This is a genomic window from Clavibacter nebraskensis NCPPB 2581 (genome assembly GCF_000355695.1).
Lineage (GTDB): Bacteria > Actinomycetota > Actinomycetes > Actinomycetales > Microbacteriaceae > Clavibacter > Clavibacter nebraskensis.
This window is the reverse complement of record NC_020891.1, coordinates 2688343-2709840: the sequence shown is the minus strand read 5'-3', so window position 1 is coordinate 2709840 and position 21498 is coordinate 2688343. Positions and strand designations below refer to the sequence as shown.

General features: G+C 71.7%; 25 protein-coding genes. 23 read left to right on the top strand and 2 right to left on the bottom strand.

What is annotated here, in order from left to right:
• The first annotated feature begins 30 nt into the window (after positions 1-30).
• The 6 genes from rpsE to map all read left to right on the top strand — a co-directional run bounded on the left by rpsE (position 31) and on the right by map (position 4341).
• On the top strand, positions 31-696 hold the full coding sequence (rpsE, locus tag CMN_RS12655; protein WP_012039290.1) for a 30S ribosomal protein S5: 666 nt from the start codon (positions 31-33) through the stop codon (positions 694-696).
• Positions 696-878: a 50S ribosomal protein L30 gene (gene rpmD / locus CMN_RS12650; RefSeq protein ID WP_012039289.1), complete on the top strand. Its 183-nt coding sequence runs from the start codon at positions 696-698 to the stop codon at positions 876-878. Before rpsE ends, rpmD begins: the two co-directional genes overlap by 1 nt.
• On the top strand, positions 878-1453 hold the full coding sequence (gene rplO / locus CMN_RS12645; RefSeq protein ID WP_015491182.1) for a 50S ribosomal protein L15: 576 nt from the start codon (positions 878-880) through the stop codon (positions 1451-1453). Before rpmD ends, rplO begins: the two co-directional genes overlap by 1 nt.
• A 125-nt stretch (positions 1454-1578) precedes the next feature.
• Positions 1579-2901, top strand: a complete 1323-nt coding sequence (secY, locus tag CMN_RS12640; RefSeq protein ID WP_015491181.1) for a preprotein translocase subunit SecY — start codon at positions 1579-1581, stop codon at positions 2899-2901.
• Positions 2898-3500, top strand: coding sequence for an adenylate kinase (locus tag CMN_RS12635; protein ID WP_015491180.1), 603 nt, complete (start codon positions 2898-2900; stop codon positions 3498-3500). Before secY ends, CMN_RS12635 begins: the two co-directional genes overlap by 4 nt.
• A 4-nt stretch (positions 3501-3504) precedes the next feature.
• Complete coding sequence (gene map, locus CMN_RS12630; RefSeq protein ID WP_015491179.1) at positions 3505-4341, top strand: type I methionyl aminopeptidase; 837 nt, start codon at positions 3505-3507, stop codon at positions 4339-4341.
• A gap of 47 nt (positions 4342-4388) precedes the next feature.
• Here the strand turns inward: map and CMN_RS12625 are convergent, their stop codons facing one another.
• Positions 4389-6347 (bottom strand): BglG family transcription antiterminator, encoded by a 1959-nt coding sequence (locus tag CMN_RS12625; protein ID WP_015491178.1) that lies wholly within the window; start codon positions 6345-6347, stop codon positions 4389-4391.
• Positions 6348-6557: 210 nt separating this feature from the next.
• Here CMN_RS12625 and CMN_RS12620 point away from each other — a divergent pair, with 210 nt between their 5' ends.
• From CMN_RS12620 to glmM, 17 genes are all read left to right on the top strand, one after another.
• Positions 6558-6938: a PTS sugar transporter subunit IIB gene (locus CMN_RS12620; protein WP_015491177.1), complete on the top strand. Its 381-nt coding sequence runs from the start codon at positions 6558-6560 to the stop codon at positions 6936-6938.
• A gap of 85 nt (positions 6939-7023) precedes the next feature.
• A complete protein-coding gene (locus CMN_RS12615) occupies positions 7024-7290 on the top strand; it encodes an HPr family phosphocarrier protein (protein WP_012039282.1) in 267 nt (88 codons plus the stop codon).
• Entirely contained in the window at positions 7287-8957 is a 1671-nt protein-coding gene (ptsP, locus tag CMN_RS12610; protein WP_015491176.1) for a phosphoenolpyruvate--protein phosphotransferase, read from the top strand. The genes CMN_RS12615 and ptsP overlap by 4 nt, the downstream gene beginning before the upstream one ends.
• A gap of 113 nt (positions 8958-9070) precedes the next feature.
• Positions 9071-10600, top strand: a complete 1530-nt coding sequence (locus tag CMN_RS12605; RefSeq protein ID WP_015491175.1) for a PTS mannitol transporter subunit IIBC — start codon at positions 9071-9073, stop codon at positions 10598-10600.
• 110 nt (positions 10601-10710) lie between these two features.
• Entirely contained in the window at positions 10711-11148 is a 438-nt protein-coding gene (locus CMN_RS12600) for a PTS mannitol transporter subunit IIA (RefSeq protein ID WP_015491174.1), read from the top strand.
• The gene (locus tag CMN_RS12595) at positions 11145-12314 is read left to right on the top strand and encodes a mannitol-1-phosphate 5-dehydrogenase (protein ID WP_015491173.1); all 1170 of its coding nucleotides are present in this window, start codon (positions 11145-11147) and stop codon (positions 12312-12314) included. Before CMN_RS12600 ends, CMN_RS12595 begins: the two co-directional genes overlap by 4 nt.
• Positions 12315-12566: 252 nt before the next feature.
• Positions 12567-12788 carry a translation initiation factor IF-1 gene (infA, locus tag CMN_RS12590; protein ID WP_012039277.1) on the top strand — a complete coding sequence of 74 codons (222 nt, stop codon included), beginning with the start codon at positions 12567-12569 and terminating at the stop codon, positions 12786-12788.
• Between the two features lie 72 nt (positions 12789-12860).
• Positions 12861-12974, top strand: a complete 114-nt coding sequence (gene rpmJ / locus CMN_RS12585) for a 50S ribosomal protein L36 (protein WP_012039276.1) — start codon at positions 12861-12863, stop codon at positions 12972-12974.
• A gap of 154 nt (positions 12975-13128) precedes the next feature.
• Entirely contained in the window at positions 13129-13503 is a 375-nt protein-coding gene (rpsM, locus tag CMN_RS12580; RefSeq protein WP_015491172.1) for a 30S ribosomal protein S13, read from the top strand.
• Between the two features lie 44 nt (positions 13504-13547).
• Positions 13548-13946: a 30S ribosomal protein S11 gene (rpsK, locus tag CMN_RS12575; RefSeq protein ID WP_012039274.1), complete on the top strand. Its 399-nt coding sequence runs from the start codon at positions 13548-13550 to the stop codon at positions 13944-13946.
• A 161-nt stretch (positions 13947-14107) separates the two neighbouring features.
• Complete coding sequence (locus tag CMN_RS12570) at positions 14108-15103, top strand: DNA-directed RNA polymerase subunit alpha (protein ID WP_012039273.1); 996 nt, start codon at positions 14108-14110, stop codon at positions 15101-15103.
• A gap of 52 nt (positions 15104-15155) precedes the next feature.
• Complete coding sequence (gene rplQ / locus CMN_RS12565) at positions 15156-15719, top strand: 50S ribosomal protein L17 (protein ID WP_015491171.1); 564 nt, start codon at positions 15156-15158, stop codon at positions 15717-15719.
• 101 nt (positions 15720-15820) lie between these two features.
• On the top strand, positions 15821-16912 hold the full coding sequence (locus CMN_RS12560; protein ID WP_015491170.1) for a GNAT family N-acetyltransferase: 1092 nt from the start codon (positions 15821-15823) through the stop codon (positions 16910-16912).
• Positions 16909-17913 (top strand): tRNA pseudouridine(38-40) synthase TruA, encoded by a 1005-nt coding sequence (gene truA / locus CMN_RS12555; protein WP_015491169.1) that lies wholly within the window; start codon positions 16909-16911, stop codon positions 17911-17913. Before CMN_RS12560 ends, truA begins: the two co-directional genes overlap by 4 nt.
• Before the next feature lie 151 nt (positions 17914-18064).
• Positions 18065-18511, top strand: coding sequence for a 50S ribosomal protein L13 (gene rplM / locus CMN_RS12550; RefSeq protein ID WP_012039269.1), 447 nt, complete (start codon positions 18065-18067; stop codon positions 18509-18511).
• A 50-nt stretch (positions 18512-18561) separates the two neighbouring features.
• Positions 18562-19047: a 30S ribosomal protein S9 gene (gene rpsI / locus CMN_RS12545; protein ID WP_012039268.1), complete on the top strand. Its 486-nt coding sequence runs from the start codon at positions 18562-18564 to the stop codon at positions 19045-19047.
• Between the two features lie 23 nt (positions 19048-19070).
• The gene (gene glmM, locus CMN_RS12540) at positions 19071-20420 is read left to right on the top strand and encodes a phosphoglucosamine mutase (protein WP_015491168.1); all 1350 of its coding nucleotides are present in this window, start codon (positions 19071-19073) and stop codon (positions 20418-20420) included.
• A gap of 33 nt (positions 20421-20453) precedes the next feature.
• Here glmM and coaA read toward each other — a convergent pair whose 3' ends face one another.
• Complete coding sequence (gene coaA, locus CMN_RS12535) at positions 20454-21413, bottom strand: type I pantothenate kinase (RefSeq protein ID WP_015491167.1); 960 nt, start codon at positions 21411-21413, stop codon at positions 20454-20456.
• Positions 21414-21498 lie beyond the last annotated feature (85 nt).

The following is a 21498-nucleotide window of genomic DNA, read 5'->3' as shown; positions in this document are numbered from 1 at the left end:
GCCGAGAACAACAACAAGGAGCCCGAGGTCGTGGCCGTGGCGGAGACGCCCGTCGAGACCGCGGCGTCCACCGCACCCGCGCAGAACGAGGGCCGCGAGGGCCGTCGTGGCGGACGCGACCGGAACCAGGGCGGCCGCGACAGCCGCGGTGGCCGTGATGCCGACAAGAGCCAGTTCCTGGAGCGCGTCGTCACCATCAACCGCGTGTCCAAGGTCGTCAAGGGCGGTCGTCGCTTCAGCTTCACCGCCCTCGTGATCGTCGGAGACGGCAACGGGCTGGTGGGCGTCGGCTACGGCAAGGCCCGCGAGGTCCCGACCGCCATCTCCAAGGGCGTCGAGGAGGCGAAGAAGAACTTTTTCCGCGTCCCCCGCATCGGCCTGACCATCCCGCACGCCGTGCAGGGTGAGGCCTCCGCCGGAGTCGTCCTCCTGCGCCCCGCGTCCGCGGGTACCGGCGTCATCGCCGGTGGCCCCGTCCGCGCGGTGCTCGAGTGCGCCGGCATCCACGACGTGCTGAGCAAGTCGCTCGGCTCGTCGAACACGATCAACATCGTGCACGCCACGGTCGAGGCGCTCAAGCAGCTCGAGGAGCCGCGCGCCGTCGCGGCCCGTCGTGGGCTCGAGCTGGAGCAGGTCGTCCCGGCCCGCATCCTCCGCGCCCAGCGCGCCGAGGCCGACGCGAAGGCAGGTGTCTGATGGCTCAGCTCCGAGTGACGCAGATCAAGTCCAAGATCAGCGAGAAGCAGAACCAGCGCGACACCCTGCGGAGCCTCGGGCTCCGTCGCATCGGTGCCGTGGTGGTCCGTGAGGACAACGCCCAGAACCGCGGGTACGTGAACACCGTGGCGCACCTGGTCAAGGTGGAGGAGATCGACTGATGGCTGAGAAGAACGAGTCGGCCGAGACGCCCGTGAAGGCGCCCAAGGCCGCACCGAAGAAGACCGCGAAGGCCCCTGCTGCCGCCGCCGCTTCCGCTGAGACGACCACGGTCGGCCAGACGGAGACGGTCAAGCGCGAGCAGGTCCTCAAGGTCCACCACCTCCGTCCCGCCGCCGGGGCCAAGAAGGCACGCCAGCGTGTCGGCCGCGGTGAGGGCTCGAAGGGCAAGACCGCGGGTCGTGGCACCAAGGGCACGAAGGCCCGCTACACGGTCCGCGTCGGCTTCGAGGGTGGGCAGATGCCGCTGCACATGCGCACCCCGAAGCTCCGCGGGTTCAAGAACCCGTTCCGCGTCGAGTACCAGGTCGTGAACCTGGAGAAGCTCGCCGTGCTCTACCCCGACGGCGGCGACGTCACCACGAGCGACCTGGTCGCGAAGGGTGCCGTGCGCAAGAACGAGAAGGTCAAAGTCCTCGGGGACGGCGACATCTCGGTTAAGCTGACGGTTGCTGTCGACAAGGTCTCCGGCTCCGCTGCGGAGAAGATCGTCGCAGCAGGCGGCTCCGTCAAGTAGCACTTCAGGACGCAACGGCAGGGGCGGTCGGGTAACCGACCGCCCCTACCGGCACCTGGGGCCGCATCGGGTCGGCCCGACCCCCGCCTCCCGGCGGACCTCCCACAGAAAGCAGGACACCCTCCGTGTTGAGCGCCGTCGTCAGGATCTTCCGCACCCCCGATCTGCGTCGCAAGATCGGGTTCACGCTGGGCATCATCGCCCTCTTCCGCCTCGGATCCTTCATCCCGGCGCCGTTCGTCGACTTCGCCAACGTGCAGTCGTGCCTCGCGGCCAACCAGGGCACCTCGGGCCTCTACGAGCTCGTCAACCTCTTCAGCGGCGGCGCGCTGCTGAAGCTCTCCATCTTCGCGCTGGGCATCATGCCGTACATCACGGCGTCGATCATCGTCCAGCTGCTCCGCGTGGTCATCCCGCACTTCGACACCCTCTACAAGGAGGGCCAGTCCGGCCAGGCCAAGCTCACGCAGTACACGCGCTACCTCACGATCGCCCTCGCGGTGCTCCAGTCCACGACGCTCATCACGGTCGCGCGCAGCGGAGCGCTCTTCGGCCAGACCAACGTCAGCGCCTGCACCCAGCTCGTCACGAACGACGCCTGGTACGCGATCATGCTCATGGTCATCACCATGACCGCCGGCACCGGCCTCATCATGTGGATGGGCGAGCTCATCACCGAGCGCGGCATCGGCAACGGCATGTCGCTCCTCATCTTCACGTCGGTCGCCGCCGCGTTCCCGACCTCGCTCATCGCGATCCAGCAGAGCCGCGGCTGGGAGGTCTTCCTCCTGGTCATCGCCGTCGGGCTCCTGGTCGTCGCCGCCGTCGTCTACGTCGAGCAGTCGCAGCGCCGCATCCCCGTGCAGTACGCCAAGCGCATGGTCGGACGCCGCACCTACGGCGGCAACAACACCTACATCCCGATCAAGGTGAACATGGCCGGCGTCGTGCCCGTCATCTTCGCGTCGTCGCTGCTGTACCTGCCGGCCCTGGTCGCGCAGTTCAACCAGCCTGCCGTCGGCCAGGCGCCGGCGCCGTGGGTGCAGTGGATCACCGACAACCTCACGACGGGAGACCACCCGCTCTACATGGCGATGTACTTCCTGCTCATCGTCGGCTTCACGTACTTCTACGTCGCCATCACCTTCAACCCGGAGGAGGTCGCCGACAACATGAAGAAGTACGGCGGCTTCATCCCCGGGATCCGCGCGGGACGCCCCACGGCCGAGTACCTCGACTACGTGCTCACGCGCATCACGCTGCCGGGCTCGCTGTACCTCGGGCTCATCGCGCTCCTGCCGCTCATCGCGCTCTCGCTCGTCGGCGCGAACCAGAACTTCCCGTTCGGCGGCGCGAGCATCCTTATCGTGGTGGGCGTCGGCCTCGAGACGGTGAAGCAGATCGACTCGCAGCTGCAGCAGCGCCACTACGAGGGGCTGCTCAAGTGACCCGGCTCCTGATCGTCGGCCCTCCCGGCGCGGGCAAGGGCACGCAGGCGAAGCGCATCGCCGCCGAGCACGGCATCCCCGACATCTCGACCGGCGACATCTTCCGCCAGAACATCAAGGACGGCACCGAGCTCGGCCAGCAGGTGCAGGCCCTCGTGGACGCGGGCAACTACGTCCCCGACGAGCTCACCAACAGCCTGGTCACCGCGCGCCTCCAGGAGGAGGACGCGCAGGGTGGCTTCCTGCTCGACGGGTACCCGCGCACTCTCGACCAGGTCGCGTACCTCGAGGAGCTGCTGCAGGGCTGGGGCCAGGAGCTCGACGCCGTCATCCAGCTCGTCGCCGACGAGGAGGAGGTCGTCGCCCGGCTGACCCGCCGCGCGGCCGAGCAGGGGCGCGCCGACGACGGCGAGGACGAGATCCGCCACCGCCAGGAGGTCTACGTCCGCGAGACGAGCCCGCTCATCGACGTATACCGCGACCGCGGGCTGCTCGTCGAGGTCGACGGGCTGGGCGAGGTCGACGAGGTCGCCGCGCGCATCCGCGCGGCCCTCGCGGGCCGCGGCGTCCGTCCCTCCTCCGACGCCGGCCGCGCGTAGCGACGTGGGCGCGCTCCGCCGCACGCCGGGGATCTACAAGACCCCGGACGAGATCCGCCGCATGGTCGCGCCCGGCCTCGCGACCGCCGCGTCGCTCGACGCCGTCCGCGAGCTCATCGCCCCCGGCGTCACGACGGGCGAGCTCGACGCGGCGGCCGCCGCCGCCATCCGCGCGCTCGGCGGCCACTCCAACTTCCAGCTCGTGCCGGGCTACCGCCACACCGTGTGCGTCTCCGTCAACGACGAGGTCGTGCACGGCATCCCCGGCGACCGCGTGCTGCAGCCGGGCGATATCGTCTCGGTCGACAGCGGCGCGGAGATCGACGGCTGGAACGGCGACTCGGCCATGACCGTCGTGGTGCCGGATCCCGCGCGCCCCGACGTCGTCGAGGCCCGCGAGCGCCTGTCCCGCGTCACCGAGGACTCGCTGTGGGCCGGCATCGCCCGGCTCGCGACCGCGTCGCACCTCAACGAGGTCGGCGAGGCCGTGGAGGAGAGCGTCGAGGCGGCCGGCGCCTTCGGCATCGTCATGGACTACACGGGCCACGGCATCGGCCGGAGCATGCACGAGGACCCGCCGGTCTTCAACTACCGCGTGCGCGGCAAGGGCCCCGCGGTGACGCCCGGGCTCGTGGTCGCGATCGAGCCGATGATCACCGACGGCGAGGCGGAGACGCGCGTCCTCGACGACGACTGGACCGTCGCCACGGTCGACGGCAGCATGGCGTCGCACTGGGAGCACTCCGTCGCGGTGCACGCGCGCGGCATCTGGGTGCTCACCCTCGCCGATGGCGGCGCCTCGCGCCTCGTGCCGCTCGGCGTCACGCCCGTCGCGCCCTGATCTCCGCGCCCGCCTGACCCGACCGGACCCGTGCGCGGGTCGGCCGGTCAGGTGTCCATGACGTGCACGAGCTCCTCGATGAAGGAGCCGTGGGATCCCGACGCCCGCATGATCGCCTGCACGTCGCGGTGGTCGGAGAAGACCTCGACGAACTGGTCGAACACGTGCTGGAAGCTCGTGCGGCCGCTCGCGCTGAAGGCGACGAGCGCGACCACGTGCACGCGGTTGCCGCCCCACTGCATCGCCTCGTCGTTGACGACGATCGCGATGGCCGTGCGGTGCGCCGTCATGGCCAGCGAGTGCGGCACCGCGAGCGTGTCGGTGAACGCCGTCGACGACAGGCGCTCGCGCTCGATGGCGCCGTCGATGTACTCGGGCTCGATGATGCCCTGCTCCACCATCCGCTGGCCGAGCAGGCGGATCATCGCCTCCTCGTCGGGCGCGTGCAGGTCGCGGAAGAACAGCGACTCGTCGAGGAACCGCAGCAGGTCGTGCTTCATGGAGCTGCGGCGCGCGTGGCGGCGGACGCGGGCGACGGCGCGGCGGATCGCCTCGATGTCGTCGGGCGTCGGCAGCGGCTGGACGACCACGACGTCGTCGCCGGGCGGACGCGTGCCGGTGGCGTCGATCACGAGCTGCACGCCGAGGGCGTCCGCGTCGACGTCGGTGCGCGTCACCACGGCGTCCACGCTGATGTCCGCGCCGAGGGCCTGCTCGATGCGCTGGCGCATGATCTGATGCAGGTCGTAGTAGTTCGGGCACACGAGCGCGCACGCCACACGGTCGTCGCGGCGGGCGACGCGCTCCCGGTGCGAGCCCACGTGCAGGGCGATGTACGCGATCTCGTCGTCGTTGATCGCGATGCCGCGCCGCCGCTGCACCTCGCTCGCGATGAAGACGGCGATCTCGTAGGTCATCGGGTACGAGGTCTTGATGGAGCGCGCCAGCGGGTTGCGGGAGAACGACCGGTCGGCGGCGCGCGCCACCAGGTTGCCGAGGTGCAGCGAGAAGCGGACGGTGAAGTCCTCGTCCTCGAGGTCCACGAGGTACTCCTGCTTCACGCGGCGCACGATGGCGCGCACCACGTCGAGGTCGCTCTCCACGACGTGCTCGCGCATCACGGTGGCCAGCGCCTGCTCGTTGCCGGGGGTGACGACGCGCGTGCGGACGAGGAGCGCGAGGTAGGCCACGTCGCCCGCGGGCACCGGCGCGTCGAAGTGGGCGGCGAGGAGGCGGGCCAGCACCGTCCGGATCGCGAGGGCGGTGGGGTCGACGGAGGGCACGGGCGACGAGGCGTCGTGCATGGCGTCCGCTGCGGGATCCGCGTCCGCGCCCGTCCGCCGCGGCGCCCGCGCCAGCCGGTCGACCGCGATGGCCACGTGCAGCAGCACGTTGTCGACGCCGTACTCGTTGACGAAGAAGCCGCCCTGGGTCAGCTCGCGGACGAGGTCCGTCTTGAACGCCCGGAGCGAGTCGGAGGCGAACTCCCGCTGGACGGTCTCGAGCGGCAGGAAGCCCTGCGCGCTCTCATCGCGGAACATGCGCGACAGCAGCCGGCGGAAGTCGCGCTCCGAGCCCTCGAGCACGACCGTGGATCCCGCTCGGCGGAGGGCGAGGCCGGCGTCCTCGACGAGCGTGCGCACCTTGCGGAGATCCGCCTCGACCGTGGACTCGCTCACGTGCAGCTCGTCCGCGAGCGCGAAGACGTCGAGGCCGTCGGGGGCGTCGCCGAGGCGGCGTACAAGCGCGTGGAGACGGTCGCGGGGAGTGCCCTGAGGGTCACCGCCCGAGCGCGTGGCGAGGTGGCGCGCGTAGCTCCCGGCGTCGATCCGGTAGCCGTCGGGGGAGGAGGCCACGCCCACGGTCGAGCGCTCGCGCACCGCCGAGACGTAGTTCCGGACGCTGCGCGTGGTGACGCCGAGGCGGTCCGCGAGCTCGCCGGCCTCGACCCAGCGGTCGGCGGTGGACAGGTAGTCCAGCAGCCTCTCCTGGTTCTCGCTCAGCATGGTCGTCTCCCTGCGCGGCGGCTCGCGTCCCCGGGCGGCGGACCGAGCGTGCCGCTCTCGGAGACGAGTCAACCATCCGCTCCCGCCCGGGAAGCCCGCGGGAGCACCCGCCGGCCTCGTCTTCCTACCCCGCGGAAGCGGATCTGCTGGCACCGGCGACCTCCCGCGGAGCACGATGAGACGACCAGCGACGACGCGAGGAGGCACAGCATGACCGGGAGGATCCTCGTCGTCTGCGGCTCCGGCGCATCCAGCACCTTCCTCGCCCAGCGCCTCCGCGCGCTCGCCGAGGAGGACGGGCTCGAGATCGAGGCCGTCGCCGGGTCCCTCGCCCAGGTGCGCCTCGACGCCGCCGGCATGGACGTCGTCCTGCTGGGCGCCCACCTCGCCGACCGGCTCGACGCCGTGCGCGAGGCCGCCGCCGACGAGGGCGCGACCGCGGTGCTCCTCGACGCCGACGCCGCGCGGCCCGAGGGCGCGCGCGCCGCGCTCGACCGGGCCGTCGCCGCCATGCGCCAGGGCGCCCGCTCGCTCCGCCTCGCGCCGGGGCTGCACGGCCGTCCCCTCGGGGGATCCCCGCCCGTCGCCTGACCACCGGCCCCGCGCCGACACCGCACGACCAGCACGACGCCCGCCCACCAGGGCCCCGACGACGGGGCCGACCGAAGGAGCCACCATGGCAGAACGCACCGTCACCATCGCCTCGTCGCACGGGCTGCACGCCCGCCCCGCCTCGCTGTTCACGCAGGCCGCCGCGAAGGCCGGTATCCCCGTGCAGCTCGCCAAGGGCGACCGCAGCGTCAACGCCGCGAGCATCCTCGGCGTGATCTCCCTGGGCGTCGACACGGGCGACGAGGTCGTCGTCTCCGCCGAGGGCGAGAACGCCGAGCAGGTCGTCACCGACCTCGCCACGCTCCTCGAGTCCGACCTGGACGCCGCATGAGCTCCCGCACCCTGAACGGCATCGGCATCGGCCGGGGATCCGCCGTCGGCCCCGTCATCCGGATGCCCGACCCGCTCCCCGAGCCCGTCGACACCCCGAGCACCCTGACCGCCGACGAGGAGCGCATCCGCGTGAGCGCGTCGCTCGCCGCGACGGCCGCCGACATCCGCATCCGCGGGGAGAAGGCCGGCGGCGCCGCGAAGGACGTGCTCGAGGCGCAGGCCTTCATGGCCGAGGACCCGACGCTCGTCGACGACATCACCGCGCGCCTCGCGACGGGCCGCACCGCCGAGCGCGCCGTGCACGAGGCGTTCGCCGGCTTCCGCGACCTGCTGCTCAGCATGGGCGGCTACATGGGGGAGCGCGCGACCGACCTCGACGACGTCTCGCAGCGCGTCGTCGCGCACCTGCAGGGCGTTTCGGCGCCCGGCGTGCCGGATCCCGACCACGCGTTCGTGCTGGTGGCCCGCGACCTCGCGCCCGCCGACACCGCGCTCCTCGACCTCGACAAGGTCCTCGCGCTCATCACGACCGACGGCGGGCCCACCTCGCACACGGCGATCCTCGCCCGCGAGAAGGCGATCGTCGCGGTCGTCGGCGTCGCCGAGGCCGCCGACCTCGCCGACGGCGAGACCGTCGTGGTCGACGCGCTCACGGGCGCCGTCACCGTCGACCCGAGCGCCGAGGAGGAGTCCGCCGCGCGTGACGCCATCGCCGCCCGGAAGGCGCGCGTCGCCGTCCCCACCGGACCGGGGGCGCTCGCCGACGGCACCGCGATCCCGCTCCTCGCCAACCTCGGATCCGCCGACGGCGCGTCCGACGCGGTCGAGAAGGGCGCCGAGGGCGTCGGCCTCTTCCGCACCGAGTTCCTCTTCCTCGACGCCACGAGCGCGCCGACGGTGGACGAGCAGCGGGAGCACTACACGCGCCTGCTCGAGGCGTTCCCCGGGCAGAAGGTCGTCGTCCGCGCGCTCGACGCCGGCGCCGACAAGCCGCTGGCCTTCCTCAACGACGCCGACGAGGAGAACCCCGCCCTCGGGCTCCGCGGCCTCCGCGCGCTGCGGGCCAACGAGCAGATCCTCCGCGACCAGCTCACCGCGCTGGCGCAGGCCGACGCCGCCACCGAGGCCGACCTCTGGGTCATGGCACCCATGGTCTCGACCGTCGAGGAGGCGCGCTACTTCACGGCGCTCGGCCGCGAGCTCGGCCTGACGACGGTCGGCGTGATGGTGGAGGTCCCGTCCTCCGCGCTCCTCGCCGACCGGATCCTCGCCAATGCCGACTTCGCGAGCATCGGCACCAACGACCTGACGCAGTACACGCTCGCGGCCGACCGGCTGCTGGGATCCGTGGCCGCGTTCCAGGACCCGTGGCACCCCGCCGTCCTCCGCCTCGTGCAGGAGGTCGGCACCGCGGGCCGCGCGCTCGGCAAGCCCGTGGGCATCTGCGGCGAGGCGGCGGCCGACCCGCTGCTCGCCGTCGTGCTCGTCGGCCTCGGCGCCACCACCCTCTCGATGTCGCCCGCGGCCCTCGCCGACGTGCGCGCCGAGCTCGCCCTCCACACGCGCGAGGAGGCGGAGGCCCTGGCCGCCGTCGCCCTCGCCGCCGACAGCGCCGTCGAGGCGCGCGCCGCGGTCACCGCGGCGTCGGCGCCCGTCACCGTCTGACCCGCACCACCGACCCGCACGGCCCTCTCCACCGCACCACCGCACATTCCCCTCACCGCAGCACGGCGGGCCGCAGCAGGCCCGCCATCACCACGAACAGGAGCACCACCCCCATGACGACGACGTCACCCACCCGCAGCACGGGACAGTCCGTGCGGCTCGGCGTGCAGAAGTTCGGCACGTTCCTCAGCGGCATGATCATGCCGAACATCGCGGCGTTCATCGCCTGGGGCCTGCTCACGGCCCTGTTCATCCCGGACGGCTACCTGCCGAACGCGGACATCGCCCAGCTGATCAGCCCGATCCTGTTCTTCCTCCTGCCGCTGCTCATCGCGAACACCGGCGGCCGCATGGTCTACGACGCGCGCGGCGGCGTGGTCGCGACCATCGCGACCATGGGCGTCATCGCCGGCACCATCGGCGACCCCTACTACGACGGCGGCAGCCCGATGTTCCTCGGCGCCATGATCACGGGCCCGCTCGCGGCGTACCTGCTCAAGGTCATCGAGCGGCTCTGGATCGACCGCATCCGCCCCGGCTTCGAGATGCTCGTCAACAACTTCTCCGCCGGGATCCTCGGCGCGGTCTTCGCGATCGGCGCCTTCTTCGGCCTCACCCCGGTGATCCGCGCGATCACGTCGGTCCTGGGCGGCGGCGTCGGCTTCCTCGTCGACAACAACCTGCTGCCGCTCACGAGCATCGTGATCGAGCCCGCGAAGGTGCTGTTCCTCAACAACGCCATCAACCAGGGCATCCTCACGCCGCTCGGCACCGCCGAGTCGCTCGAGAAGGGCAAGAGCATCCTGTTCCTGCTCGAGGCGAACCCCGGCCCCGGCCTCGGCGTGCTCCTCGCGTTCGCGATCTTCGGCGCGGGTGCCGCCCGCTCCACCGCCCCCGGCGCGATCCTCATCCAGTTCGTCGGCGGCATCCACGAGATCTACTTCCCCTACGTGCTCTCCAAGCCGCTCCTGTTCCTCGCGGTCATCGCGGGTGGCGCCTCGGGCGTCGCGACCAACGTCGCGTTCGGCTCGGGCCTCCGCGCACCCGCCTCGCCCGGCAGCATCATCGCCGTGCTCGGCCAGACGGCCAGCGACAGCTTCCCCGGCGTGATCCTCTCGGTCATCATCTCGGCCGCGGTCACCTTCGTCGTCGCGGCGGTCATCCTCCGCACCGGCAAGAAGACCGAGGGCGACTTCGGCGCCGCGGTCGCCGCGACGCAGGCCAACAAGGGCAAGGAGTCCTCGATCCTCTCCGGGCTCGGCGCCGAGACCGGTACCGCGGGCACGGTCGGCGGCCTCGCCGACGGCACGACCAGCACGGGCACGGACGGCGGCACGGCCACGGCCACGCGCATCCAGGACATCGTGTTCGCCTGCGACGCCGGCATGGGCTCGTCCGCCATGGGCGCCTCGGTGCTCCGCAACAAGATGAAGAAGGCCGGCCTCACCGACGTCACGGTCGTCAACAAGGCGATCGCCGCCCTCGACGGCACGGCCGACCTCGTGATCACGCAGCGCGAGCTCACCGACCGCGCCCGCCAGAAGAGCCCGTCCTCGGAGCACGTCTCCGTCGACAACTTCATGAACTCGCCGCGCTACGACGAGATCGTGGAGCTGGTCCGGAAGCAGCGCTCGGACAGCTGATCGACCGGGTCCGCCCCGCGGCGGACCCCCGCACCACCGCACTCGCGGGGCCGGGCCATGCTGGAAGGCGCAGCCCGGCCCCCGCACCACGCACACACGTCAGGAGCACCATGTCGAACGTCCTCGAACCCGCCCAGATCCGCGTCGGCGGCACCGCGTCGAGCGTGGAGGAGGCCATCGCCGAGGCGGCGGGCATCCTCGTCGCCGCGGGCGCCGTCACCCCCGAGTACCAGGGCTTCATGATCGAGCGCGAGAAGAGCGTCTCGACGTACATGGGCAACCTCCTCGCCATCCCGCACGGCACCAACGAGGGCAAGGACACGATCCTCGACTCGGCGCTCTCCTTCGTCCGCTACGACGCCCCCATCGACTGGGCGGGCAACGAGGTGCGCTTCGTCGTCGGCATCGCCGGCAAGGACAACGGCCACCTCGACATCCTCAGCAAGATCGCCATCATCTTCAGCGATGACGACGAGGTGCAGAAGCTTGTCGACGCCCCCGACGCCGAGGCGCTCTACGCCCTCCTGGCCGAGGTGAACGAGGCGTGAAGGCCGTCCACTTCGGCGCCGGCAACATCGGGCGCGGCTTCGTCGGGCTGATCCTGCACGAGGCTGGCTACGAGGTCGTGTTCGCCGACGTCAACGCCGAGCTCATCGGGCACCTCGACGCCGCCGAGTCCTACCGCGTCACCGAGGTCGGCCCGCACGCGCGCGACTGGACGGTCACCGGGTTCCGGGCGATCGACAGCGCGGCGGACGGCGAGGCGCTCATCCGGGAGATCGCGACCGCCGACGTCGTGACCACCGCGGTGGGCCCGAACATCCTCCGCTTCGTGGCGCCGGCGATCGCCGCGGGCCTCCGGGCGCGCTCCGCCGACCTCGGACCCGTCGCCGTCATGGGGTGCGAGAACGCCATCAACGCGACGGACGCCCTCCGCGCCGAGATCGTGAAGGCCCTCACGGAGGAGCCCGACGCCCTCGGGCGCGCGCTGTTCGCCAACACGGCCGTCGACCGCATCGTGCCGAACCAGGATCCCGCCGCGGGCCTCGACGTCACCGTCGAGGACTTCTCGGAGTGGGTCGTGGAGCGCGGGCCGTTCGGCGACGCCGTGCCCGAGATCCCGGGCGCCACGTTCGTCGACGACCTGGCGCCGTACATCGAGCGCAAGCTCTTCACGGTGAACACGGGCCACGCGACCGTCGCCTACCACGGCTACGCGTGCGGCGCCGTGAGCCAGTCGGACGCGATGGCGATCCCCGAGGTCGCCGACGAGGTCCGCCGGGTGCTCGAGGAGACCAGCGCGCTGCTCGTCGCCAAGCACGGCCTCGACGCGGCCGAGCAGGCGGCGTACCGCGAGAAGAACCTCGTGCGCTTCGGCAACACGGCGCTCGCCGACACCGTCGAGCGCGTCGGCCGCCAGCCGCTGCGCAAGCTCTCCCGCGAGGAGCGCTTCGTGGGCCCCGCCGCGCAGCTCGCCGAGCGCGGGCTCCCGCACGACGCGCTCGTGCGCGCGATGGGGCAGGCGCTCCGCTTCGACCCCGCGGGCGACCCGCAGGCGCTCGAGCTGCAGGGGCTCCTCGCGACGGACGCGGCGGCCGACCTCGTCCGCCGCGTCACGGGCCTGGACGACCAGCACCCGCTGACGGCCGACCTCGTCGCCGTCGTCGACGCCGCGCAGGCCGACCGCCGCAGCGCGCCGCGCCACCGCGCGTAGCCCGAGCGGCAGCACCAGCACCGGCACCACGAGCACGGGCCGGACGGGCGACCGTCCGGCCCATCGTGCGTCCGCTAGCGCAGGATCCGCGGATCCGCACGCGACACGCGGGGAGAATTGCGACACGCCCGGGGATGCCGTACTCTCGACCCTTGGTGCTCGGCCGCCTCCCGGCGTGCCACCAGCACCTGCGTCTCACCATGATGCGCATCCGCACGAACAGCAGACACCACCTCTAGCGACAGTGAGTATATGGCCAAGAAAGACGGCGTCATCGAGATCGAAGGCGGAGTTGTCGAAGCTCTGCCGAACGCGATGTTCCGCGTTGAGCTGAGCAACGGGCACAAGGTCCTCGCCCACATCTCGGGCAAGATGCGTCAGCACTACATCCGCATCCTCCCCGAGGACCGCGTGATCGTGGAGCTGAGCCCGTACGACCTCACCCGCGGCCGGATCGTCTACCGCTACAAGTAGGCCTGCTGCACAAGGAACGGCCCCGCATCCGCGGCGGCACGAGGCCAGCGAGAACGAAAGCAAGGAAGCATCATGAAGGTCAACCCCAGCGTCAAGAGGATCTGCGAGAAGTGCAAGGTCATCCGACGCAACGGCCGCGTGCGCGTCATCTGCGACAACCCGCGCCACAAGCAGGTCCAGGGCTAGTCAGCACGACCGCACGGCACCACCCGCACCACCCAGAGAAGAACGACAGCAGCGCCGGAAGCCGGGATCCTGAGGGATCCGGGGGACACCATCGGTCGGAGGCCGATGCACAGGCTCTGCTGCAGACCTCCACCCATCACCAGGAGAAGCCTCAATGGCACGTCTAGCAGGCGTCGACCTCCCGCGCGACAAGCGCGTCGAGATCGCACTCACGTACATCTACGGCGTCGGCCGCACCTCGAGCGTCAAGACCCTCGAGGACACCGGCATCGACAAGAACATCCGCGTCAAGGACCTGAGCGACGACCAGCTCATCGCCCTCCGCGACTACATCGACGGGAACTTCAAGGTGGAGGGCGACCTCCGCCGCGAGGTGGCCGCCGACATCCGACGCAAGGTCGAGATCGGCAGCTACGAGGGCATCCGCCACCGCCGCGGCCTCCCTGTCCACGGGCAGCGCACGAAGACCAACGCTCGTACCCGCAAGGGACCGAAGCGCACCGTAGCCGGCAAGAAGAAGGCGCGCTAGGCCCTCGGCCCGCGCCTCGCCACCCGTAGACACAGGAGAATTCCATGGCAGCACCCAAGTCGGCCGTTCGCAAGCCGCGCCGCAAGGACAAGAAGAACATCGCCGTGGGCCAGGCCCACATCAAGAGCACCTTCAACAACACCATCGTCTCGATCACGGACCCCACCGGTGCCGTCATCAGCTGGGCGTCCTCGGGCGTCGTCGGCTACAACGGCTCGCGCAAGTCGACGCCGTTCGCCGCGCAGCTCGCCGCCGAGTCGGCCGCCCGCCAGGCGCAGGAGCACGGCATGAAGAAGGTCGACGTGTTCGTCAAGGGACCCGGCTCCGGCCGTGAGACCGCGATCCGCTCGCTCCAGGCCGCCGGCCTCGAGGTGGGCTCGATCAACGACGTCACCCCGCAGGCGCACAACGGCTGCCGCCCGCCCAAGCGCCGCCGCGTCTAGCTCGCGCTGATCGGCCGCTGCCGTTCCGCTCCACCAGGAGGGGACGGCGTCGGCCGATCCGCCGTGTGTCCGATCGACCAATTCACTACCCGCCCGGGCCGCCACCCGGGGGGCATCGCAGGCGTCATATAGCGGACGCCTCGCCGAAAGGAAACAACACAGTGCTCATTGCGCAGCGCCCCACCCTCACCGAGGAGTCCATCTCGGAGTTCCGCTCGCGGTTCGTCATCGAGCCGCTCGAGCCCGGCTTCGGCTACACGCTCGGCAACTCGCTCCGCCGCACGCTCCTCTCGTCCATCCCCGGCGCGGCCGTCACCAGCATCCGGATCGACGGCGTGCTGCACGAGTTCAGCACCGTCCCCGGCGTGAAGGAGGACGTGACCGAGATCATCCTCAACATCAAGGGCCTCGTCGTCTCCAGCGAGCACGACGAGCCGATCACCGCGTACCTGCGCAAGCAGGGTGCGGGCCAGGTCACGGCCGCCGACATCTCGGCCCCGGCCGGCGTCGAGATCCACAACCCCGAGCTCGTCATCGCCACGCTCAACGAGAAGGCGAAGTTCGAGCTGGAGCTGACGATCGAGCGCGGCCGCGGCTACGTCTCGGCGACCCAGAACCGCAGCGAGTTCAGCGAGGCAGGCCAGATCCCGGTCGACTCGATCTACTCGCCCGTGCTCAAGGTCACCTACCGCGTCGAGGCCACCCGCGCCGGCGAGCGCACCGACTTCGACCGCCTCGTGGTCGACGTCGAGACCAAGTCGGCCATCACGCCGCGCGACGCCATCGCGTCCGCCGGTCGCACGCTCACCGAGCTGTTCGGCCTGGCGCGCGAGCTCAACTCGGCCGCCGAGGGCATCGAGATCGGCCCCGCGCCGGTCGACGCCGTCCTCAGCTCCGAGCTGTCGATGCCCATCGAGGACCTCGACCTCTCGGTCCGGTCGTACAACTGCCTCAAGCGCGAGGGCATCAACAACGTCAGCGAGCTCGTCGCCCTCTCGGAGACGCAGCTCATGAACATCCGCAACTTCGGACAGAAGTCGGTGGATGAGGTCAAGGACAAGCTGGTCGAGCTCGGTCTGTCGCTGAAGGACGCCGTCCCCGGCTTCGACGGCGCGCACTACTACAGCTACGACGAGGACGAGACCACCACCAACTGATCCGTCCGGCCTCGGCCGTACGCCTTCTTTCGACACTTACGGAGACAAGACCATGCCCAAGCCCACCAAGGGTCCCCGCCTCGGAGGCGGCCCGGCGCACGAGCGCCTCATGCTCGCGAACCTGGCCCAGAGCCTCTTCGAGCACAAGTCCATCAAGACGACCGAGACGAAGGCCAAGCGCCTGCGTCCCGTCGCGGAGCGCCTCGTGACGTTCGCCAAGCGCGGCGACCTGCACGCCCGCCGCCGCGTCATGGGGATCATCCCTTCGAAGAGCGTCGTGCACGAGCTCTTCACCGAGATCGCGCCCCTCGTCGCCGAGCGCGACGGCGGCTACACCCGCATCACGAAGCTCGGCTTCCGCAAGGGCGACAACGCCCCCATGGTGCAGATCGAGCTCGTGCTCGAGCCCGTGACCCCGAAGGTCCGCTCCTCGCGCACGTCCACCGCGACGGCTCCGGCCGCCGCGGCCCCGGTCGCCGAGGCGCCCGCGGAGGAGGCGGAGGTCCCCGTCGAGGAGACCGACGCCGTCGAGCACACCGACGCGACCCCCGCGGAGACGACCGACGAGGCCGCCGCCGAGGTCGAGGCCGACGCCGCGGAGAAGTCCGACAAGTAGCACCCGCACCATCCCGAGAGCCCCCGCCGCCCTGCGCGTCGGGGGCTCTCGGGCGTCCGGGCGCCCTGGGGCGGCCGCGCGTGCCCCGGTACCCTGGACGGATGACCGACACGAGCACGGCCCTGCCGGACGATCCCTCCTCCACCTCTGCCGTCCCGCTCCCCGAGGGGCCCGACGGGATCACGTGGCGGCCCATCTCCCCGGACGACGTCGACGCGCTCGTCGAGCTCATGAGCGACGTGGCCGACGCCGACCATCCGGACCACCGCGCCACCCGCGACGAGATCGTGATGGCGCAGGGGTTCTCCTTCGTCGACCTCGCGCGCGACACGATCGTGGCCGTCGACGCCGACGGACGCCTCGCGGCGGAGGGCGTCGCCGTCGTCAAGCCGGACGACGAGACCGTCGTCCGCGCGAACATCTCGGGCTCCGTGCACCCCGGCTTCCGCCGCCGCGGCATCGGCGGTCGGCTGCTCGACTGGCAGATCGCGCGGGCGACGCGGTCCCTGGCCGTCGCCCAGCCCGCCCCGCACGTCGAGGAGCCGGTGCCGACGAGCATGGGGGCGGACGTGCAGGTCGACTCCGCGGGGGCCATCGCCCTCCTCGAGTCGCGCGGGTTCACCCTCAGCCGCTACTTCATCGAGATGCACCGCGACCTCCAGTCGGAGCTGCCCGACGTGCCGGCGCCCGAGGGCCTCCGCCTGATCCCCGTCACGCGCGAGTGGTGGGAGCGCACCCGGCTCGCCAAGAACGAGGTGTTCCGCGACCACTGGGGGTCCGAGCCCGTCAGCGTCGAGCGCTGGGAGGCCTTCCTCTCGCTGCCGACCGCGCGGGACGACCTCTCCGTCATCGCCGTCACGGGCGATGGCGAGGATGCCGTCGTCGCCGGTTTCGCCATGGCCGAGGTCACGCCGGAGAACTGGGAGCGGGCCGGCTACACGTCCACCTACATCGCCCTCGTCGGCGTCCGGCGCGAGTACCGCGGCCGCCGTCTCGCGCAGGCGCTCCTGTCCACCGCGCTCGCGGGGTCCCGGGCGGAGGGCGTCCAGCGCGCCGTGCTCGACGTCGACTCCGACAGCCCCACGGGCGCGCTCGACCTGTACGAGCACCTCGGCTTCACGCAGGCCAGCCGCTCGGCCGTGTACGAGCGCGAGGTCGGCATGACGCCGCCGCGGGGATCCGCCGCCCGATGAGCGCGGATGCCGGAGCGAGACACGCGGGCACGCGCCTCCGCCTCGACATCGCGTACGACGGCACGGGCTTCGCCGGCTGGGCCAAGCAGCCCGGTCTCCGCACGGTGCAGGGCGCGCTCGAGGACGCGCTCGCGCAGCTGCTCGCCCGCACGCCGCCTGCGCCGACGCTCGTCGTCGCCGGGCGGACCGACGCGGGCGTGCACGCGACGGGGCAGGTCGCGCACCTCGACCTCACGGACGCGCAGATCGCGTCGCTCGACCGGCCGCCGCGGGGCCGCGCCGCCGACGCGGCCGCGGGGGAGGGGCCGCACGCTGCTTCCGCCGAGCGCGCCGCCGGGGCCCTCGCACGCCGGATGAACGGCGTCCTCGGCGCCAGGTCCGACGTCGTCGTGCTCTCCTGCGCGCCCGCGCCCGACGGCTTCGACGCCCGCTTCTCCGCGACCTGGCGGGCGTACCGCTACCGGATCTCCGACGCCTCCGGCCCCCGCGACCCCCTCCAGCGGCACCGCACCGTCGAGGTCCCGGTCGCGCTCGACGCGGCCGTGCTGCAGCAGGCGGCCGACGCGCTCCTGGGCCTCCACGACTTCGCCGCGTACTGCAAGCCGCGCGAGGGGGCGTCGACCATCCGCACGCTGCAGGACCTGACCTGGGCGCGCGCGGCCGACGGCGCGCTCGAGGCCGCGGTGCGGGCGGATGCCTTCTGCCACAGCATGGTGCGCGCGCTCATCGGCGCGTGCGTCGCGGCGGCGTCCGGACGCGTCGACGTCGCGCGGCTCCGCGAGCTGCTGGAGCTGCGCGAGCGGACGAGCGAGTTCACCGTGATGCCCGCGCGCGGCCTCGTGCTCGAGCGGGTGGGCTACCCGCCCGACGCGGAGCTCGCGGCGCGCACCGAGGTCACCCGGAACCGGCGGGCGTCGCATGAGGTGGACACGATCGCCGAGGGTGCCGCCGCGGCCGCGCGCGACCTCGCCCGCCTCCGCGACACGCCCGGGATTGCCTGATCGCTCCGGATCGCGTACTCTGAACCGGTTGTCCGCACGCCTGCGTGCGGCGACGTACAAGGTTGAGCCCTCCACCGGATGCGTTCTCGTCAGAACGCCCACGGAGCGGGATTCACGACCATCTCACCTCGAAAAGAAGGCAGTCAGATCAATGACGCGCACCTATTCCCCCAAGGCCAGTGAGGTCCAGCATGACTGGGTCGTCATCGACGCCACGGACATCGTCCTCGGCCGTCTCGCCAGCCACGCCGCCGCGCTCCTGCGCGGCAAGCACAAGGCCACGTTCGCCCCCCACATGGACATGGGCGACTTCGTGATCATCGTCAACGCCGAGAAGGTGGCGCTCACGGGCCAGAAGCTCGAGAAGAAGCTGGCCTACCGCCACTCCGGCTACCCGGGCGGCCTCACGGCCACCACCTACGTCGAGATGCTCGAGAAGCACCCCACGCGCGCGGTCGAGAAGGCCATCCGCGGCATGCTGCCGAAGAACTCGCTGGGTGCGGCGCAGCTGAAGAAGCTCAAGGTCTACGCGGGCCCCGAGCACCCCCACGCTGCTCAGCAGCCCACCCCGTACACCCTCGGCCAGGTCGCTCAGTAGCTCCGGCTGCCGACAGCGACGACCAAAGACCTCAGAAGGAATCGAACCCAGTGGCTCAGATCTCAGACTCCCTCGACGTGGCTCCCGAGAGCTTCTCGACCGAGACCCCGAACGAGGAGGCCCCCAAGGCCCCCCGCGCGGTCCTCAACGTGTCCGGCGGCGCCGTCGGACGACGCAAGCAGGCCATCGCCCGCGTGCGCCTCGTCCCCGGCTCCGGCTCGATCACGGTCAACGGCCGTGAGTTCGCGGACTACTTCCCCAACAAGCTGCACCAGCAGCTCGTCAACGACCCGTTCAAGGTGCTGGACCTCCTCGGCAGCTACGACGTCGTCGCGCGCATCTCCGGCGGTGGCCCCTCCGGCCAGGCCGGCGCCCTGCGCCTCGGCATCGCACGCGCCCTCAACGAGATCGACGAGGAGAACAACCGCGCCGTGCTGAAGAAGAACGGCTTCCTCAGCCGCGACGCGCGCGTCAAGGAGCGCAAGAAGGCCGGACTCAAGAAGGCCCGCAAGGCGCCCCAGTTCTCGAAGCGCTAAGGCGCTCGGGTACCCCGGCACTCATGCCCCGGCTCTTCGGCACGGACGGCGTCCGCGGACTCGCCAACGGCGAGACCATCACTGCGGACCTCGCCCTGCGCCTGGCCCAGGCCGCCGCGCACGTGCTCGGCCAGGACGCCCGGGATGCCGGACGACGACCCGTCGCGGTCGTCGCCCGGGATCCCCGGGTCTCCGGCGAGTTCATCGCGGCGGCCGTGGCCGCCGGCCTCGCGAGCTCCGGCGTCGACGTGTTCGACGCCGGGGTCATCCCGACGCCGGCCACGGCGTACCTCATCGCGGACTTCGACGCCGACTTCGGCGTGATGATCTCCGCGTCGCACAACCCCGCTCCCGACAACGGGATCAAGTTCTTCGCCGCCGGCGGACGGAAGCTCGCCGACGAGCTCGAGGACCGCATCGAGGCGCAGCTGAGCCAGCCCGTCCTGCTCCCCACGGGAGCCGACGTCGGCCGCATCCGCCGCTTCGCGGATGCCGAGGACCGCTACGTCCTCCACCTGCTCGGCACGCTGCAGCACCGGCTTGACGGGATCCACGTGGTCCTCGACTGCGCGCACGGCGCCGCCGCGGGCATCAGCCCCGAGGTCTTCACGGACGCGGGCGCGCGCGTCACCGTCATCGGCAACGACCCCGACGGCATGAACATCAACGACCGGGTCGGGTCCACGCACCTCGACCTGCTGGCCGAGGCCGTCCTCGCGCACGGCGCCGACGTGGGCATCGCGCACGACGGCGACGCCGACCGCTGCCTCGCGGTCGACCACACGGGCGCGATCATCGACGGCGACCAGATCATGGCCGTGCTCGCGCTGTCCATGGCCCGCCGCGGCCTGCTCGCGGAGCGCACGCTCGTGGCGACCGTCATGAGCAACCTCGGCCTCCGCATCGCGATGGCCGAGAACGACGTCACCGTGCTGCAGACGCGCGTCGGCGACCGCTACGTGCTCGAGGCCATGAACGAGGGCGGCTACTCCCTCGGCGGCGAGCAGTCGGGTCACCTCGTGATCGCGGAGCACGCGACGACCGGCGACGGGATCCTCACGGGGATCCAGCTGCTCGGCGAGATGGCGGCCACGGGCAAGAGCCTGCGCGAGCTCGCCTCGGTGATGACCGTCTACCCGCAGGTGATGATCAACGTGCGCGGCGTCGACCGCGAGCGCGTGGGCGACGACGCCGAGCTCAACGCGGCTGTCGCGCGGGCCGAGGCCGAGCTCGGCGACACCGGCCGGATCCTCATGCGCGCCTCGGGCACCGAGCCGATGATCCGCGTGATGGTCGAGGCCGCCGACCAGGCGACCGCGGAGCGGCACGCGCAGGAGCTGGCCGCCCTCGTGACGGAGCGCCTCGCGATCTAGGCCTGCCGCCGACCGGCGTCATCGGGCACGCGGTCAGAGCTTGCGGAGCAGGACGTTCGCGACCGAGTGGTCCGCGTCCTTGCGCAGCACGAGCGTGGCGCGCGAGCGGGTCGGGCGGACGTTCTGCTCGAGGTTCGGCTCGTTGATGGTCGACCAGATCCGCCGCGCCCGCTCCACGGCCTCGGCCGGGCTGAGCTCCGCGTACCGGTGGAAGTAGGAGCGCGGGTTGCTGAAGGCCCCGCGCTGGAGGCTGAGGAAGCGGTCCTCGTACCACTGCGCGATGTCATGGGTGCGGGCGTCCACGTAGATGGAGAAGTCGAAGAGGTCGCTCACGGCGAGCTTCGCGCCGGACGCCGCCGGCTGCAGCACGTTGAGGCCCTCGATGATGAGCACGTCCGGCTGCCGCACGACCACCTCGGCGCCCGGCACGATGTCGTACGCGAGGTGCGAGTAGAACGGCGCGCGCACCTCGGCCACCCCGCTCTTGACCTGCGTGACGAACCGCAGCAGCGCCCGCCGGTCGTACGACTCGGGGAAGCCCTTCCGCTCCATGAGGCCGCGGCGCTCGAGCTCCGCGTTCGGGTGCAGGAAGCCGTCGGTGGTCACGAGCTCGACGCGCGGGGTGTCCTCCCAGCGCGCCAGCATCTCGCGCAGGAGGCGCGCGACGGTCGACTTGCCGACGGCCACGGATCCCGCGACGCCGATGATGAACGGGGTGCTCTTGGCGCGCTCGCCGAGGAACGCGCTCGTGTCGCGGTGCAGCTTCTTCGTGCCCGTGACGTAGAGGTTGAGCAGGCGGCTGAGCGGGAGGTAGACGGCCTCGACCTCGCGCATGTCGAGCCGGTCGCCGATGCCGCGTAGCTGCACCAGCTCGGTCTCCCGGAGCGGGAGGTGCGTCGCGGGCGCGAGGGCCGCCCAGTCGGCGCGGGCGATCTCCACGAACGGGGAGACGTGCCCATGGCTCGTCGGGGATCCCGTCGCGGTGTCTGGCATGGCGTCCCCATCCTACGGCGGGGTCGGCGGGCGCCCGGAGCGCGCGTACGCCGGCCGACGGCCCCTCCCCAGGCGCCTCCGGGCC